Below are 14265 nucleotides of genomic sequence, written 5' to 3'. Positions count from 1 at the left end.
GGGTTCTGGTATCGGTTCTGGTGTGGGTTCTGGTGTCGGCTCTGGTGTGGGTGCAGGCTGTTGGGGTGTGATTGAGGATGAAGAGTTGCTTGTTGTGTCAATAGAATTAGAATCAATCCTATTTTCTAGCGTTGTGATTTTGTCTTCACTATTCGCCAATTCTTGAGCATTATTAAATAAGATTTCTCCTGTGTCTACAAAAGTATCTATTGGAGAACTATCTGAGTCTGCGGTTAAATCTCCTATAGCTGTGTCTTCACCATTTGATCTAGCAGTTAAATTTAAAAAAGATGGGTTGTCAATTATTCCTTGACCACTTAACGGTGCTTGTCCTGCTAAAGCTACGGCAATTTCTGCTCGCACACTAGCGATCGCAGGATCGGAAGAAGAGCTACGATTTTTTTGTGTTAAATCTAATCCCTGAACTAAGTCACTGGTTTGATAAAAATTTTGCAGATCAAAATCGTATAGTCCCTGAAATCTACCTTTGACTACTACTAACAGTTGTCCTGCTTGCAGCTCTTGGTCTTGAGAAGCATCTTTATTAGAAACTGTAATCCCACTATTGGTCAGCGCACCGATCACTGTAGTATCTGTTTGTTGGTCATAGCGCACAAATAACGCCGAACCTCTAATTGCTGCTGCTGCACTTGGGGTTTGGATGCGTGTTTGTCCCCTTCCCGGTGGAATTAGCAGTAATACAGTTCCGTTTGACAGTCTAAAATTCCGAGTTCTAGGCAAAAATTGGAATACGGCTTGTTCCCCAACTCTAGCTAAAGAACCGTCATTGAAACGCAAATCTGCTAAAGAAGCTCTACCAGTAGATAGGCCATCTCCCGGTATGATAGCGTCGGCTGCCTTTGCCGGACGTTTACTTCTGTTACTTCTTTGAATCAATTGTACAAAATTACGCAGGCTCTGAACTTCAGCACGAATCAGAGGGGTATTAGCGTTTACCCGATTTGATAAACTTATGACTATTACTACACCCCACAAGCCAATTCCCCACCACGGAAATAGTTTAAAACGCATAGTATCAAATTATGAAAAATTGCACTGGTATTAAACTAGTTGAAAATCACTGCTGAAATCTTAATATATCAACATTGCCAATCTTATAACTTTTATATAAATGTTTTTATTTCGTTCATTGTTAAGTTTACCTAAATTTTTTATACAAAACATCGCGTAATTTTCTATATACTTAAGTATAGACCTATTTGGACTAATTGATATGCAAATTAAGCGCAATTAAGTACGCACAATGTGTTACAGAAATCCGATTTGATTTATAAAAAAATCTCAGTATATGTAGAATGTATTAGGCGTTAGCGCACCAAAAGCTTTGGTGAAGGTGCGTTACGCTGATGCTAACAAACCCTACGTATATTTCAAAAATCTAATATGAGTCCTATAGTATTGTAAAATAATATTTATTATAAATGAAAGAACATGTAAATGAAAGAATATGTATCATAAGTGCCATTAAACGCATTCATAAGCACAAAGCATACTTAAAATATCAGACTAATAGCAAGCTAAATTATTCTTGATGAACATTTTAGACATATAAAATGTGTCTGGGCAAAGTAAAAGCAATTAAATCCATCCATACAAGATGCAATTTCAGGGCTGGAAAAGTTTTTTAGTCACGGTTTTATTAGTCATCATTGGTGCAAGTAGTTATACCATCAAGGTAAATGCATCATCAGGGAAAAAAACAGACATATCAATATGTCAAGATGAGTTAGAAAAAATACAAGAATTTTTGCTAGATGCAGAAAATATTAATAATTCGTGTCAAAAGGTTTATTTAGACACTAATTATGCTCAATTGCCACAATTCAATGTGTTTGAGATATCCTCTGAAGAACAGGTGGATTTAAATTTAGTTAACCCAAGACTGTCAATTACTCAAGCAATTCCGACACAAACAGAAAATTCTGAACCTAATTCTATACAAAGAGCTGATACGGATGTTATTCAGCAGAGGAATGAATCACCACAGCTAGAAACTCAGCCTAATAATTTTCCCCAAACTTCCCCAAAGCCCATAGAACAATTATTAGAATCACCTCCAAAAAACGATAATGAACGATTAGACAGATTGGAGAGACTGAGGCGGCGACTAAGAGAGGCAAAACAGTCAAATTCTGAGTCTGAGATTTATCAGGAATTGGGACTAAGGGTGCGTCAAAGACCTTTACCAAATCCACCCTTAGAACAACAACAACCTCCACCAATAGAACGTCCTGAACCTAAGTTTAAACCGATAGGTTCTCTACAGGCACGTCTTGGTTATTTTCATACAAGTAACATCTTTTCATCTGAAACTATTCCTGTAGAAGATGGGTTGTTATTTTATGGAATCAGACTAACTTCTGCATATTTTCCTTTGGGATCTAAGACTTATTTAAATGGATCAATTGATGGTAATTTAATTCGTTACGTAGACCAATCAAAATTTAATTATAACCAACTGAGATTTAATTTGGGTATTTATCAACAGCTATCGCGACGAATGTTTGGTGAAATCAGTTGGAGTAATCAACAATTATTTTATGCCAACAGTAGCGATATATTTAAATCTGGCGATCGCTTCTTGAGTGAACAGTCTTTTCGGCTATCTTTGGGTAGAAGAGATCCCCTGACTAAAAGACTGACGCTAGACAGTTTTTATGAATTGAGTTGGAACTTAGCCGACCCTAATAGCCGTAGTCGTATAGTGAATTCTTTGTGGTTATCGTTGAACTACGAGGTGCAAAAACCTCTGGATGTAGGTTTGAATTACCAATTGAATCTATCAGACTTTACAGAACGCGATCGCCATGATCAATCTCATCGATTATTTGCCCACTTAACTTATCGTTTATCTAAGTCAAGTAGAATGAATGTTCAGACTGGTTTTAGCTTTGGTGATTCCACCACCAGGAACATTGATTTTGATAGCTGGTTTTTAAGTGTCAATTACAACTGGCTGTTAGGTGAATTTTAGAGATGACAGGTGATAGGCGATAGGTGATAGGTGATAGGTGACAGTTAAAGTAATTATTGTATATTGACTAATAACAATAACTAATCCAATCACTCCAACTACCAGCATAAAGTTTACCTGTATGAATACCAGCCAACTCTAAAGACAGCAAATTGACGCAGGCTGTAACACCAGAGCCGCAATAAACTAAAATTTCTTCAGATGGTTCTAGTTGTTCCCAGCGTTGTTGATGTGCTGTTGGCGGGATTAAATAGCCGTCTGTATCCGTCACTTCCATCCAAGGGTAATTGACCGCACCGGGAATATGACCAGCGATTTTATCAGTTGGTTCTCGTTCACCACGATAGCGATCGCCTTCTCTCGAATCTACCAAAACAACCGTCGGTAAATCTTTACGATTTTTTACAGCTTCAATATCTACCATCAATTCTGTTTCAACTTGGGGGATAAACTTAGCTGTTTGCGGTTGGGGGATGACATCTGTTACAGGATAGCCAGCTTTTTCCCATTGGCTAAAGCCTCCATCCAAAACCGCTACTTGTTCATGACCCAAATAGCGTAACAACCACCAAAGACGAGATGCAAAAGCCAAGCGAGAGTCATCGTAAGCGACAACTAAAGTTTTTTGAAACTCTACCCCAATTGCTGCTAATTTCTCAGCTAGGTCATGAGGTTTAGGTAAAGGATGTCTCCCCCCATGTTCACCCACAGGACTAGAAAGATCCAGATTCAAATCTAGGTAATAAGACCCCTGTATATGACTTGCTTGATATTGTTTTTGTCCGAGTTGGGTGTCAGCTAGAGAAAAGCGACAATCTACAATCACAACCTGCGGATCATGCAAATGTTCGAGTAACCAGTCGGATGAAACAACAAATTGAATGTTAGTCATTAGTTATTAGTCATTTGTCAATGAACATTGGATTTTTCCCCTACCTCACCTGTCACCTGTCACCTGTCACCTGTCACCTGTCACCTGTCACCTAATTTCCCCATGTCAGACTTAGAGAATGATTTTACTCTCCAGCTAACAGCCGATGGTTCTTTGACTTTCTTCTCCCAAGAGTTTGGGGAAGCTTTTCATAGCCATTTTGGGGCGAAGCAGGAAAGTTTTCTGAAATTTGTCAGTGCTACTCAACTAAGTAAAACTGCTCAAAAACCTGTTTTGCGTTTATTAGATATTTGTTATGGTCTAGGATACAACACCGCCGCAGCATTGCAGACCATTTGGGCAGTCAATCCTAGTTGCTATGTTGAATTAATTGGTTTAGAACTAAATCCATCTGTACCACAAGCAGCAATTGCCCATCATCTATTAGATAACTGGAACTATGATTACACTCACATTTTGACCAAGTTAGCTTTTGAGCAAAAGGTACAAACAGATCGCCTCCAAGCAACATTATTAATTGGTGATGCTAGAGACTCAATTAGGAGAGTCAATCAGTTGGGTTTTCAAGCAGATGCTATTTTTTTAGACCCATTTTCACCGCCTCAGTGTCCTCAACTATGGACTGTGGAGTTTATGCAACAAGTAGCTCTGTGTTTACACGAGACTGGAATGCTTGCTACTTATTCTTGTGCTACGTCTGTACGTACAGCTTTATTGTTAGCAGGATTACAAATAGGTTCGACAGAGCCAGTGGGTAGGCGATCGCCTGGTACAGTCGCAGCCCATCCTCAAAGTGCTGAATGTGACTTTGATTCAGCTCTTCCCCCCCTCTCGCCAGCCGAGAAAGAACATCTCCTAACTCGTGCCGCTATTCCCTATCGCGATCCGCAATTAAATGATCCGGCCTCTGTCATATTGCAACGACGACGACAAGAACAACAGACTAGCTTACTCGAAACTACTTCTCGTTGGCGCAAACGGCGGTTACTCAGTCAATACTCTTAGTTTTACTGCCATCCCCAAAATAATTTAGTGAGTAAAATTTTTAACGGATTTTTATAATTTATTGCTATTGTGGTCATCAGTTTAGTCATTTTATCTATTGTCTGTATTGTAATATACAGAAAATCTTGTATATTAAAAACAGATGATTATCTACTTATCTAGTATCTGTATTGTAGTATACAAAAAATCTTGTATATTAAAAGCGGATGATTATCAACCCAAATTTATGGATGAAAATACTGACTTTATCAACCCAAAATAGAAACTTAAAACTCAATTTGCATAGCTTTGACTATGGAGTTAATAATCATTATTTTTTCTGACGTGACTATGATGAAAAATCTCAGTAAAACGCCTGATTTAACATTGGCATGGATTTATCATACTGGAGTAAGAAGCAGAGGAATTATAGATAGGTCAAACAATTTTAAATTTTAGATTTTGCGGAAAGTTCTGTAGGCGGGTTTCCCGCCGTAAGAAACTTTTCAAGAAGGATTTTGGATTGACCCCGCAGAAGTTACAGGGATTTGGCACTGTCAATTCTTAATTTTCTTATACAACATAAATTTATTGATGGGTCTTGCCCAAACAACTGTTCTGATACAATGCCAGGAAAATGTGAAATTGACAGTTGTATACAGTTAAATAGTCAGGTCTTTTTGAAGTTAGGACGCTGTTTAATTTTTATTAAGATTGGGGTGCTTCCGTGATTAAAAGGAGTGGTGAATACACAGGCTCTACTGAACAAAATGTGAATGGGTATAAATCCCCAACTCAAGTAAACAATATTAGTTCAGATCACAACCCAGGATTGCAAGACGTAGAAGATTATTCCTTGGATTTATCTAAAGAAGATTTTATGATTACAGAAAGCCAAAAAGCAACTTCTTGGCTGAAACCCAATCGAAATTCGGGTTATGAGTGCTTAATTTCAAAAACTATACAAACTACAACGTCCCAAGTTAAGAGCTTCGATTCCGAACCGCCGAAAATCCTAGTAGTTGATGATCATACTGCTAGTAGAATGACTGCGGTTGCACTGTTAGCAATGGAAGGCTATGCAGTGATTGAGGCAGATAGTGGTTTTGTCGCCGTAGAACTTGTCAAGGAACAACAACCGGATCTGATTTTGTTAGATGTAATGATGCCGGGAATGGATGGGTTTGAAGTCTGCCAATTACTCAAACAAGATGAAGACACTAGACTAATTCCCGTAATTTTCATTACAGCATTAAATGATAGGCGATCGCGCATCCAGGGCATTGAAGTAGGAGCAGATGACTTTTTAAGCAAACCCTTCGACCGAGTAGAACTAGTAGCCCGTGTTAAATCTCTAGTTCATCAGAAGCGGTTAAATGAAGATTTAGACCACGCAGAACAAGCACTATTTTCTATAGCTAGGGCTGTGGAAAGTCGCGACCCTAACACTGGCGACCACTGTGAACGGCTAGTAAAGTTGGGTCAATCTTTTGGAGAATACTTAAATCTTTCACGCTACCAAATTCGAGATTTAGGTTGGGGCGGTTATCTTCACGATATCGGCAAAGTGGGAATTCCTGATGCAGTTTTGCTCAAACAAGGCAAACTCACCCCTGAAGATTGGGTAATTATGAAGCAACACGTTTTAATTGGGGAAAAAATCTGTCAACCCCTACGTAGTATGCAAGGTGTCATTCCGATTATTCGCCATCACCATGAACGTTGGGATGGTTCAGGTTATCCCGATGGACTCAAGGAAGATGAAATTCCCTTCATTGCCCAGGTATTTCAAATAATTGATATTTATGATGCTCTAACTAGCGAACGACCTTACAAAGAAGCTTTTGCTCCAGAAGAAGCATTATGTATCATGCTAGATGAAACTGAGTCTGGTTGGCGCAACCCAAAACTCATGCAACAGTTTGCTGAATTTGCTCTCTCTCGGCAATAATTACAGGACTTACGCAAAAAGTCTCTCAAACCCTTATTTCTCTGTGTTCTTTGCGTCTCTGTGGTATACGCTACGCGAACGTTATTACGTAAATTGTGCGTAAGTCCTAAATTATTTAATCCTGGGTATAAAAAAGTCAAAGCATCTGTATTTCTATACCAAGTGCAGGATGCCAAAATACCGTTGTTTGTAGTGATACATGGTAATATGTTGCTGTACTCATGGCTCTACAAACTTTAATTATGATATGGTAAATCCCCCCTCCCAGTTTTCTCCAGAGCAATACAAAGTAGATTCTGCCAGTGCTGAAGTAGAATCTTTGCTTCAAACATCGCCATCAGATACTGAAATTAATCTTGAGTTCCTTTACACCAGAGATATTGAATTTCGGCAAGAAACTATTTACTTTTTGGTGGTTGATCGGTTTTATGAAGGTGATCTAGATAACAGCAAAGGTACTAACTCAGACCTTTATGATGGTACTGCACAAGATTGGGGTAAATACTGGGGTGGTGACTTGCAAGGTGTCATCGATAAATTGGACTACCTCAAAAATATGGGAGTGACAGCTGTTTGGTTAACTCCCCTGTTTGAACAAGTAGAAGATTTATTTATTACCAATGCAGCAATGCACGGCTATTGGACAAAAGACTTTAAACGCATCAATCCGCGCTACATTGCTCTGGGAGAAAACCCTTCTTTAAACGAAACCCAGGAAGCAAAAAATACTACATTTGATCGATTAATTACTGAACTGCATAAGCGCAACATGAAGCTGGTGCTGGATATTGTCTGCAACCACAGTAGCCCTGATACTAACGGTAGTAAGGGTGAACTATATGATGATGGGGTGAAAATTGCTGACTTCAATAATGATGTAAACCACTGGTATCACCATTATGGCGAAGTGCAAAACTGGGAAGATGATTGGCAAGTGCAAAATTGTGAACTAGCGGGTCTGGCCACTTTCAATGAAAATAATAGTGAATATCGGCAGTATATTAAGTCCGCAATTAAACAATGGTTAGACCGGGGTGTTGATGCACTGCGAGTGGATACTGTCAAACATATGCCTATTTGGTTTTGGCAAGAATTCACTGGTGATATGACTAATCACAAACCCGATGTATTCATTTTTGGTGAGTGGATTTATAATCACCCTAGTGATGATTTATCGGTGGAATTTGCCAATAACTCAGGCATGACGACGCTAGATTTTGCGCTGTGCATGGCCATGCGTTCCGCATTAGCACAGGGTGCAGAGAACGGGTTTCAAGGCATTCAAGAGATTTTTGACCAGGATTATCGTTACAATGGGGCGACTGAGTTAATTACCTTCATTGATAACCATGATATGTCCCGCTTTCAGTCGCTGAATCCTGATCCAGCGATGTTGAAGGTAGCGATCGCTCTCATTATGACAGTTCGCGGTATTCCTTGTATCTATTACGGCACAGAACAGTATCTGCACAATGATACTAATGGCGGTAACGACCCCTACAACCGCCCCATGATGGAACAGTGGGATATTGAAACTGAAATTTATCGTGTTCTCAGATTACTGTCTGGCTTACGGCGGCTGAATCCTGCGGTCTCAATGGGTAGTCAGTGGCAAAAATACCTCACCCCCGATATTTACTGCTATATACGCCGCTATCGTGACTCTATATGCTTTGTGGCACTGAATCGGGGAGGAGAGGTGACTTTACCAGAAGTAGATACAGAACTACCTGATGGTGAACATACCTGTGTGATTACACGTAATAAGTATGAAGTCAAAGACGGTAAAATCTATAATTTGCCACTGGAAGAACGGGGAGTAATTGTTTTCAGCCACGTTGGGGAACGCATCAAAGGACAAACTTTAGTGCGGGTACAACTGAATGGGGTATATACCCAACCAGGTGAAACGATTGTAGTGACTGGAGACTGTCCAGAGTTAGGCAATTGGGATATTAGCAAGGCTTATCCCCTAGAGTACATCAACTCCAACACCTGGTTTGCCGAGATTCCCTTTGATGAAAGTGCTGGTAACTTGATTAGTTATAAATATGCCATGTGGCGCGAAGGGCGATCGCCTCTGCGGGAAAATGTTGTCAATCGCCGTTGGGTAATTGCCAAAGAAGGGACTGTAAAATGGCGTGATACCTGGGCATCAGGTCGGGAGTCTTAGCAATATGGGGAGTAGAGACGTTGCAGTACAATGTCTCTACAGGCGTTATTATTTTGGTCAATTATCTTATCCGAACTGTATTGGGTAGCTTACGGCAAGCAAGCTACAAGCCCTCACTAATTGTCTTTAGGTGATTTTTGAATTTTGAATTGGAGCAAAACGACTTGACTTGATTTGTTGCTCCCCATATTTACTGTATTGATTAGCTGGTATGATTTGAGCCTGAATCTCACAGTACCAAGTACAACAGCGAAATTTAATTGTAGATAATAGCTAATTATGGTAGTTGTAGCAATATTAGCAGCAGGACGCGGCACTAGAATGAAATCTAGTTTACCCAAAGTTTTACATTCTTTGGGTGGGCGGACGATGGTAGAAAGAGTTTTGGCTAGTGCAGAACCCCTTGCACCGTCACGGCAGATGGTGATAGTAGGGTATCAAGCACAGGAAGTCAAAGCAGCTATGCAGTTGCCTGAATTGGAATTTGTGGAACAGACTGTACAGTTAGGAACAGGTCACGCCATTCAGCAATTATTACCGCATCTTGAAGGGTATACCGGGGATTTACTGATACTGAATGGGGATGTGCCACTGTTACGCACTGAAACCCTAGAAAAGTTATTACAAACTCACCAAGCAAATCAAAACGCTGCTACCATCCTCACAGCCAAGCTAGAAAACCCTAAAGGCTATGGGCGTGTTTTTTGTAATAATAACAACTTTGTAGAACAAATCGTTGAAGATAAAGACTGTACTCCTCTACAAAGACAAAATCAACGGATTAACGCCGGAATTTATTGTTTTCGTTGGCAGAATTTAGCAGAGGTTGTACCTAATTTACAGGCGAATAATGCCCAGAAAGAATACTATCTCACAGATGCTGTCACCCAAGTTGGTCAGGTAATGGCAGTCGATGTAGAAGACGAGCAGGAAATTTTGGGTATTAACGATCGCCTACAATTAGCTACAGCCACCGAAATCTTACAACGGCGAGTCAAGGAAAAATGGATGCTGGCTGGTGTCACCTTAATAGACCCCAATAGTATTACTATCGATGACACCGTAGAATTACAGCCTGATGTAATTATTGAACCGCAAACTCACCTACGGGGAAATACTGTCATTCAGTCCGGGAGTCGTATCGGGCCAGGTAGTTTAATTGAAAATAGCCAGTTGGGTGAAAATGTCACCGTGCAGTATTCTGTAGTTACGGATAGTGTCATCCAAACAGGAGCGAAAATAGGCCCCTATGCCCATTTACGAGGTCATGCTCAGGTGGGTGCTAACTGCCGTGTTGGTAATTTCGTAGAATTGAAAAATACCCAGTTAGGCGATCGCACCAACGTTGCCCATTTATCTTATTTAGGTGATACAACGGCCGGTAATCAAGTCAATATTGGCGCAGGGACAATTACCGCCAACTATGACGGCGTGAAAAAACACCGCACAATTATAGGCGATCGCACTAAAACCGGTTCTAATAGCGTGTTAGTAGCTCCTGTTACCTTGGGTAATGATGTCTACGTAGCTGCGGGTTCGACTGTTACAGAAGACGTACCTGATGATAGCTTAGTCGTTGCTCGCAGCCGTCAGGTAATTAAACCAGGTTGGCGGAAAAAGAGTGCTGGGAGTGCTGAGTGCTGATTAATTGATGAAAGTTGACAGTTATGACCAATGTTTAACTCGAAACTATAAACACGTAGGGTAGTAGTAGTAGTGCGTCAAGTTTAAATTGATGGATAAGCAAGTTTGTAGTAAGGACTAAAGTCCTTACTACAAACTATCGAAACTAACTTGACACAATAGTAGTAGGAAAGAAAAATTCCACTCCCCACTCATAACTCAGCACTCAGCACTCTCCTTACTCAGCACTCCCCTTACTCAGCACTCCCCTTACTCAGCACTCACAGCGTGCAGCCTACCTCAGTCCCGTCAGGTAGTTCTAAGGTATCGCCAACCTTTTCACCATCATGGAAGGCGGCGAGGATGATTTGGCTGGTTTTACCCCAAGCGATCGCACCAGTTGCATCTAATGCGATCGCGCCAAAATCTTTCTTGTTATTGTGTGCTTCCGCAAAAGACTTTTGCATCGCTTCTTTGAGGGACATACCATCGGTGACGCGGATCACAATCTTGGGGGCTAAACATTCATCAATAATATCTTCACCAATACCAGTACAACTAACGGCAGCATGACTAGTAGCATAATTTCCTGCGGGCATAGCTGAATCACTCACCCGGCCAATGCGTTCAAAGCCTTTACCACCTGTGGAAGTACCTGTTGCTAGGTTGCCATAGGCATCTAGCACCACTACGCCAATCGTACCGCGTCCAGCGTTACTGGTTTCTAACAGTTCCGGTTCTGCAACCACCCCAGCCATCGTGCTTTTAAAGTTATCTTGACGCTCCTGTATCCATTCTTGCAAGCGTAACTCTGTAAGAGCGTTATAACTGGGAAGTTGTAATTCTCTGGCTAATTCTGCCGCACCATAATCTGAAAGTACGCGATCTGGGGATTTTTGTAAAACTTGTGCCAAATTAATGGGATTTTTCACCCGCGAAACATTAATAACACCACTAAAATGCCCTGATGCGCTATCCATTAAAGAAGCACTCATCCTGATTTGCCCATCAGATTGCAGTACCGAACCAGTACCAGCATTAAAGCGCGGCTCATCTTCTAACAGTTGACAACCCTGCACCACTGCTAAAGAAGCATCCACTCCTTGCAATAACTGAGCATATACTTCCTCTACTATGGCATGGAGCGATCGCCTGACTGCTTCTAATCCTCCTTTGCCGTGGAGAGAACTACCTGCTCCGCCGTGAATAATTAATTTGGGTTGCACCTGTGATTTCATTTATGCCCCTGCGCTATTTAAGTTGAAGTTACGGTTTGGAAAAGTTTTGAGTTATGAGTGAGGAATCTCACTCAGCACTCGCCTCAGAACGACGACGACGGCAACGTTCTGAGCAATATTTCACCTCATCCCAGCAATCTTGCCATTTTTTCCGCCAAGTAAAGGGACGTTGACACACCGGACAGATTTTTGTGGGTAAGTCAGACTTAGAACGATTACGTCCCATATAAATACCGTGCAAAGTGGAGTTAGATTGTGGAGAGAGATGGAAGACAATTATACCCAGATTGCTACCAAAGGAGGATACGTTTGGTGATGTAAGAAACTCTACATCTTTCTATGGGGTGGTGTTTGGGCTGTTAGCACAGACAAATACTAATGTGGGTAATTTTAAATGTCAACGTCGTCTTGTCCAGGATTACAAAGGACATCTGACCTATATTTAAATACTGTTGTAGCTAACTACCACATTTGTAGTCATTATTTCCACACTCATAGCTTCAGCGAAACTGAAAATCAGACTATTATTTGAGAAAATATTACGATATCTGCATATGTTGACAATTCTGCGGTATGTTATGGAGAAACTAGGTATTAATATTGAACTTTTATTAAAAAGCTTAGATCCTTTAGCAAATATCAGAAATCTCGATGAATCAGAGCAACAAGTTATTTGTTATTGTTTGTTAGCATATTCTCGCCCACAAATAGCTGAACTAGTAAATTTATCTGAACTACAAATCAGAGACAAACTGAGCCATTATATTTATCCAAAAATAGCTGAGTTAATGGGTGTTGAGCAAACAGAAATAGCTAACAATTGGGCTAAGATTTTGAATTTTCTGCTTGACCCAAATCAAGTTTATAAACTCTACCCTAGCCCTCAACTTAACAGTGATAATTTTCAAGCTAGTTTTGGCAGACAATCTTTCCTTTATCCACCTAACCAAGAGATTGTTAAATTACAAACCCAAGCGATAAATTTTTATCAATCAGGACGTTATTACGAAGCATTAAAATATTTTTTAATGGCGTGGGATCAAGAAATAAAAATCTATGGTAGAGGCAACCCTGAAATTCTAATTTATATCAACAACTCTCTCATTGAACATAAAAGAAATAAATTTCCAGAAAAAAATATTAAAATCTATAACATAGCAGTAGTTGTACCATTTTACCATAATCTAGGACAGGTATCTGCGGAAATTTTACGAGGAATATCTCAAATACAATTACAAGTAAATTGGGAGAATTTTAAAAATCTCGGTTTAGAAAAAGAGATAGATTTAAATAGCATTAAACCGAATGTATTCTCTACTCTGATTTCCAGCCAAGTGTTATTACAGATTTTAATTGTTAATGATCCAAATAATTTATATACTCCCTATAATCAGACAGCCGAAAAATTAGCAGCATTAGCAAAAGAATTAAATTTGATGGCTATTATTGGTCATTACTCCAGTGAAATGACTAAAAATGCCTTCCAGTTTTATGCAGACAAAAGTTTAGTGTTAGTTAATGCTTGTAGCACATCTAATGAGCTTGCTGACTTATCTCTGATGTCTTTTTTTAGATTGACTACCCCAGACAAGATTAATGCTAAAAGGTTATCTGATTATTTGGGGTCAAAAATTGCTGGGAGAGAGCAATCAAAAATTGCGCTTATTTATAATCACAATAGTCTTTATTGTCAATCTTATAGAAACAGTATTAAGAGACATCTTGAATCATATCAAGAGAAAGTAATATTTTTAGAAGAATGTGGCTATATTAATGAATCTTATTATCAAGTCCAAGAATATATAGAAACTATTCAACGAGCAGGTGTTGATATGATCATTATTATTCCTGATGGTGGACTTCAACCTAATTCTCTGAATAATGCTGGGTTAATTAGTAGATTAAATCTTAATAAATGTCTCATAGCTGGAACTGCTACTTTTTATCAAGAAAATGTTTTACATTGGATTCATGAGCAAAGCCAGTACCAAAACTTTAATCAAGATCATCCGCAAATTATAGCTTCTATTCCTTGGCATTGGCACAGTGAACAAAATGGGTGCAATAGTGAAAACATAATTGCTCAATATTTTTGCAAACTAGGCACTCAATTATGGGGTGAAGAAAATCTTAATTGGCGCAGTGCAACGGCCTTTGATGCAGTATTAATTATTTTGAAAGTCATAGAAAAATATCACAGCAAAAATAGCCAAGATTTGCTGGAACATATGGATCAATATTTCAAATATCAAAAAAGAAAAATCAGGGGAGTGACAGGAGATATTCAATTTGAAAAAACAGGCGATCGCATTAATCCCCCCACAGAAATAGTTGCTGTAAAATGGAATTCACCGCAACAAAAATGGCAATGGACAATTTAAACTCAAAGTCACGCAGAGAATCAAACTC

10 protein-coding genes are annotated in these 14265 nt (G+C 39.6%); 6 read left to right on the top strand and 4 right to left on the bottom strand.

Annotation, left to right across the window (positions count from 1 at the left end):
* A partial coding sequence (locus tag VB693_RS08545; protein WP_323265884.1) for a FecR family protein occupies window positions 1-1032 on the bottom strand: 1032 nt, incomplete at its 3' end.
* Window positions 1033-1618: 586 nt separating this feature from the next.
* Here VB693_RS08545 and VB693_RS08540 point away from each other — a divergent pair.
* Window positions 1619-2995 carry a hypothetical protein gene (locus tag VB693_RS08540; RefSeq protein WP_323265883.1) on the top strand — a complete coding sequence of 459 codons (1377 nt, stop codon included), beginning with the start codon at window positions 1619-1621 and terminating at the stop codon, window positions 2993-2995.
* 67 nt (window positions 2996-3062) lie between these two features.
* Here VB693_RS08540 and VB693_RS08535 read toward each other — a convergent pair whose 3' ends face one another.
* Window positions 3063-3887, bottom strand: a complete 825-nt coding sequence (locus VB693_RS08535; RefSeq protein WP_323265882.1) for a sulfurtransferase — start codon at window positions 3885-3887, stop codon at window positions 3063-3065.
* Window positions 3888-3989: 102 nt separating this feature from the next.
* Here VB693_RS08535 and VB693_RS08530 point away from each other — a divergent pair, with 102 nt between their 5' ends.
* From VB693_RS08530 to glmU, 4 genes are all read left to right on the top strand, one after another.
* The gene (locus VB693_RS08530; RefSeq protein WP_323265881.1) at window positions 3990-4892 is read left to right on the top strand and encodes a tRNA (5-methylaminomethyl-2-thiouridine)(34)-methyltransferase MnmD; all 903 of its coding nucleotides are present in this window, start codon (window positions 3990-3992) and stop codon (window positions 4890-4892) included.
* 706 nt (window positions 4893-5598) lie between these two features.
* The gene (locus VB693_RS08525) at window positions 5599-6822 is read left to right on the top strand and encodes a two-component system response regulator (RefSeq protein WP_323265880.1); all 1224 of its coding nucleotides are present in this window, start codon (window positions 5599-5601) and stop codon (window positions 6820-6822) included.
* Window positions 6823-7069: 247 nt separating this feature from the next.
* Complete coding sequence (locus VB693_RS08520; protein ID WP_323265879.1) at window positions 7070-8995, top strand: alpha-amylase family glycosyl hydrolase; 1926 nt, start codon at window positions 7070-7072, stop codon at window positions 8993-8995.
* 279 nt (window positions 8996-9274) lie between these two features.
* Window positions 9275-10639 carry a bifunctional UDP-N-acetylglucosamine diphosphorylase/glucosamine-1-phosphate N-acetyltransferase GlmU gene (gene glmU, locus VB693_RS08515; RefSeq protein WP_323265878.1) on the top strand — a complete coding sequence of 455 codons (1365 nt, stop codon included), beginning with the start codon at window positions 9275-9277 and terminating at the stop codon, window positions 10637-10639.
* 260 nt (window positions 10640-10899) lie between these two features.
* Here glmU and VB693_RS08510 read toward each other — a convergent pair whose 3' ends face one another.
* Both VB693_RS08510 and VB693_RS08505 read right to left on the bottom strand, forming a co-directional pair.
* Window positions 10900-11856 carry an isoaspartyl peptidase/L-asparaginase gene (locus VB693_RS08510; RefSeq protein WP_323265877.1) on the bottom strand — a complete coding sequence of 319 codons (957 nt, stop codon included), beginning with the start codon at window positions 11854-11856 and terminating at the stop codon, window positions 10900-10902.
* Window positions 11857-11923: 67 nt separating this feature from the next.
* The gene (locus VB693_RS08505; RefSeq protein ID WP_190700899.1) at window positions 11924-12082 is read right to left on the bottom strand and encodes a DUF2256 domain-containing protein; all 159 of its coding nucleotides are present in this window, start codon (window positions 12080-12082) and stop codon (window positions 11924-11926) included.
* A gap of 328 nt (window positions 12083-12410) precedes the next feature.
* On the opposite strand from VB693_RS08505, the gene VB693_RS08500 reads away from it, so the two are divergent.
* Window positions 12411-14237, top strand: a complete 1827-nt coding sequence (locus VB693_RS08500; RefSeq protein WP_323265876.1) for an ABC transporter substrate-binding protein — start codon at window positions 12411-12413, stop codon at window positions 14235-14237.
* Window positions 14238-14265 lie beyond the last annotated feature (28 nt).

This window comes from Anabaena sp. UHCC 0399 (genome assembly GCF_034931465.1).
Taxonomy (GTDB): domain Bacteria; phylum Cyanobacteriota; class Cyanobacteriia; order Cyanobacteriales; family Nostocaceae; genus Trichormus; species Trichormus minutissimus.
This window is presented reverse-complemented; position numbering and strand designations above follow the sequence as displayed.

Bases quoted from the DNA above. Each gene is read 5' to 3' on its own strand.
- VB693_RS08540 (WP_323265883.1), top strand. From the start codon at position 1,619: ATGCAATTTCAGGGCTGGAAAAGTTTTTTAGTCACGGTTTTATTAGTC.
- VB693_RS08535 (WP_323265882.1), bottom strand. From the start codon at position 3,887: ATGACTAACATTCAATTTGTTGTTTCATCCGACTGGTTACTCGAACAT.
- VB693_RS08530 (WP_323265881.1), top strand. From the start codon at position 3,990: ATGTCAGACTTAGAGAATGATTTTACTCTCCAGCTAACAGCCGATGGT.
- VB693_RS08520 (WP_323265879.1), top strand. From the start codon at position 7,070: ATGGTAAATCCCCCCTCCCAGTTTTCTCCAGAGCAATACAAAGTAGAT.
- glmU (WP_323265878.1), top strand. From the start codon at position 9,275: ATGGTAGTTGTAGCAATATTAGCAGCAGGACGCGGCACTAGAATGAAA.
- VB693_RS08510 (WP_323265877.1), bottom strand. From the start codon at position 11,856: ATGAAATCACAGGTGCAACCCAAATTAATTATTCACGGCGGAGCAGGT.
- VB693_RS08505 (WP_190700899.1), bottom strand. From the start codon at position 12,082: ATGGGACGTAATCGTTCTAAGTCTGACTTACCCACAAAAATCTGTCCG.
- VB693_RS08500 (WP_323265876.1), top strand. From the start codon at position 12,411: ATGTTGACAATTCTGCGGTATGTTATGGAGAAACTAGGTATTAATATT.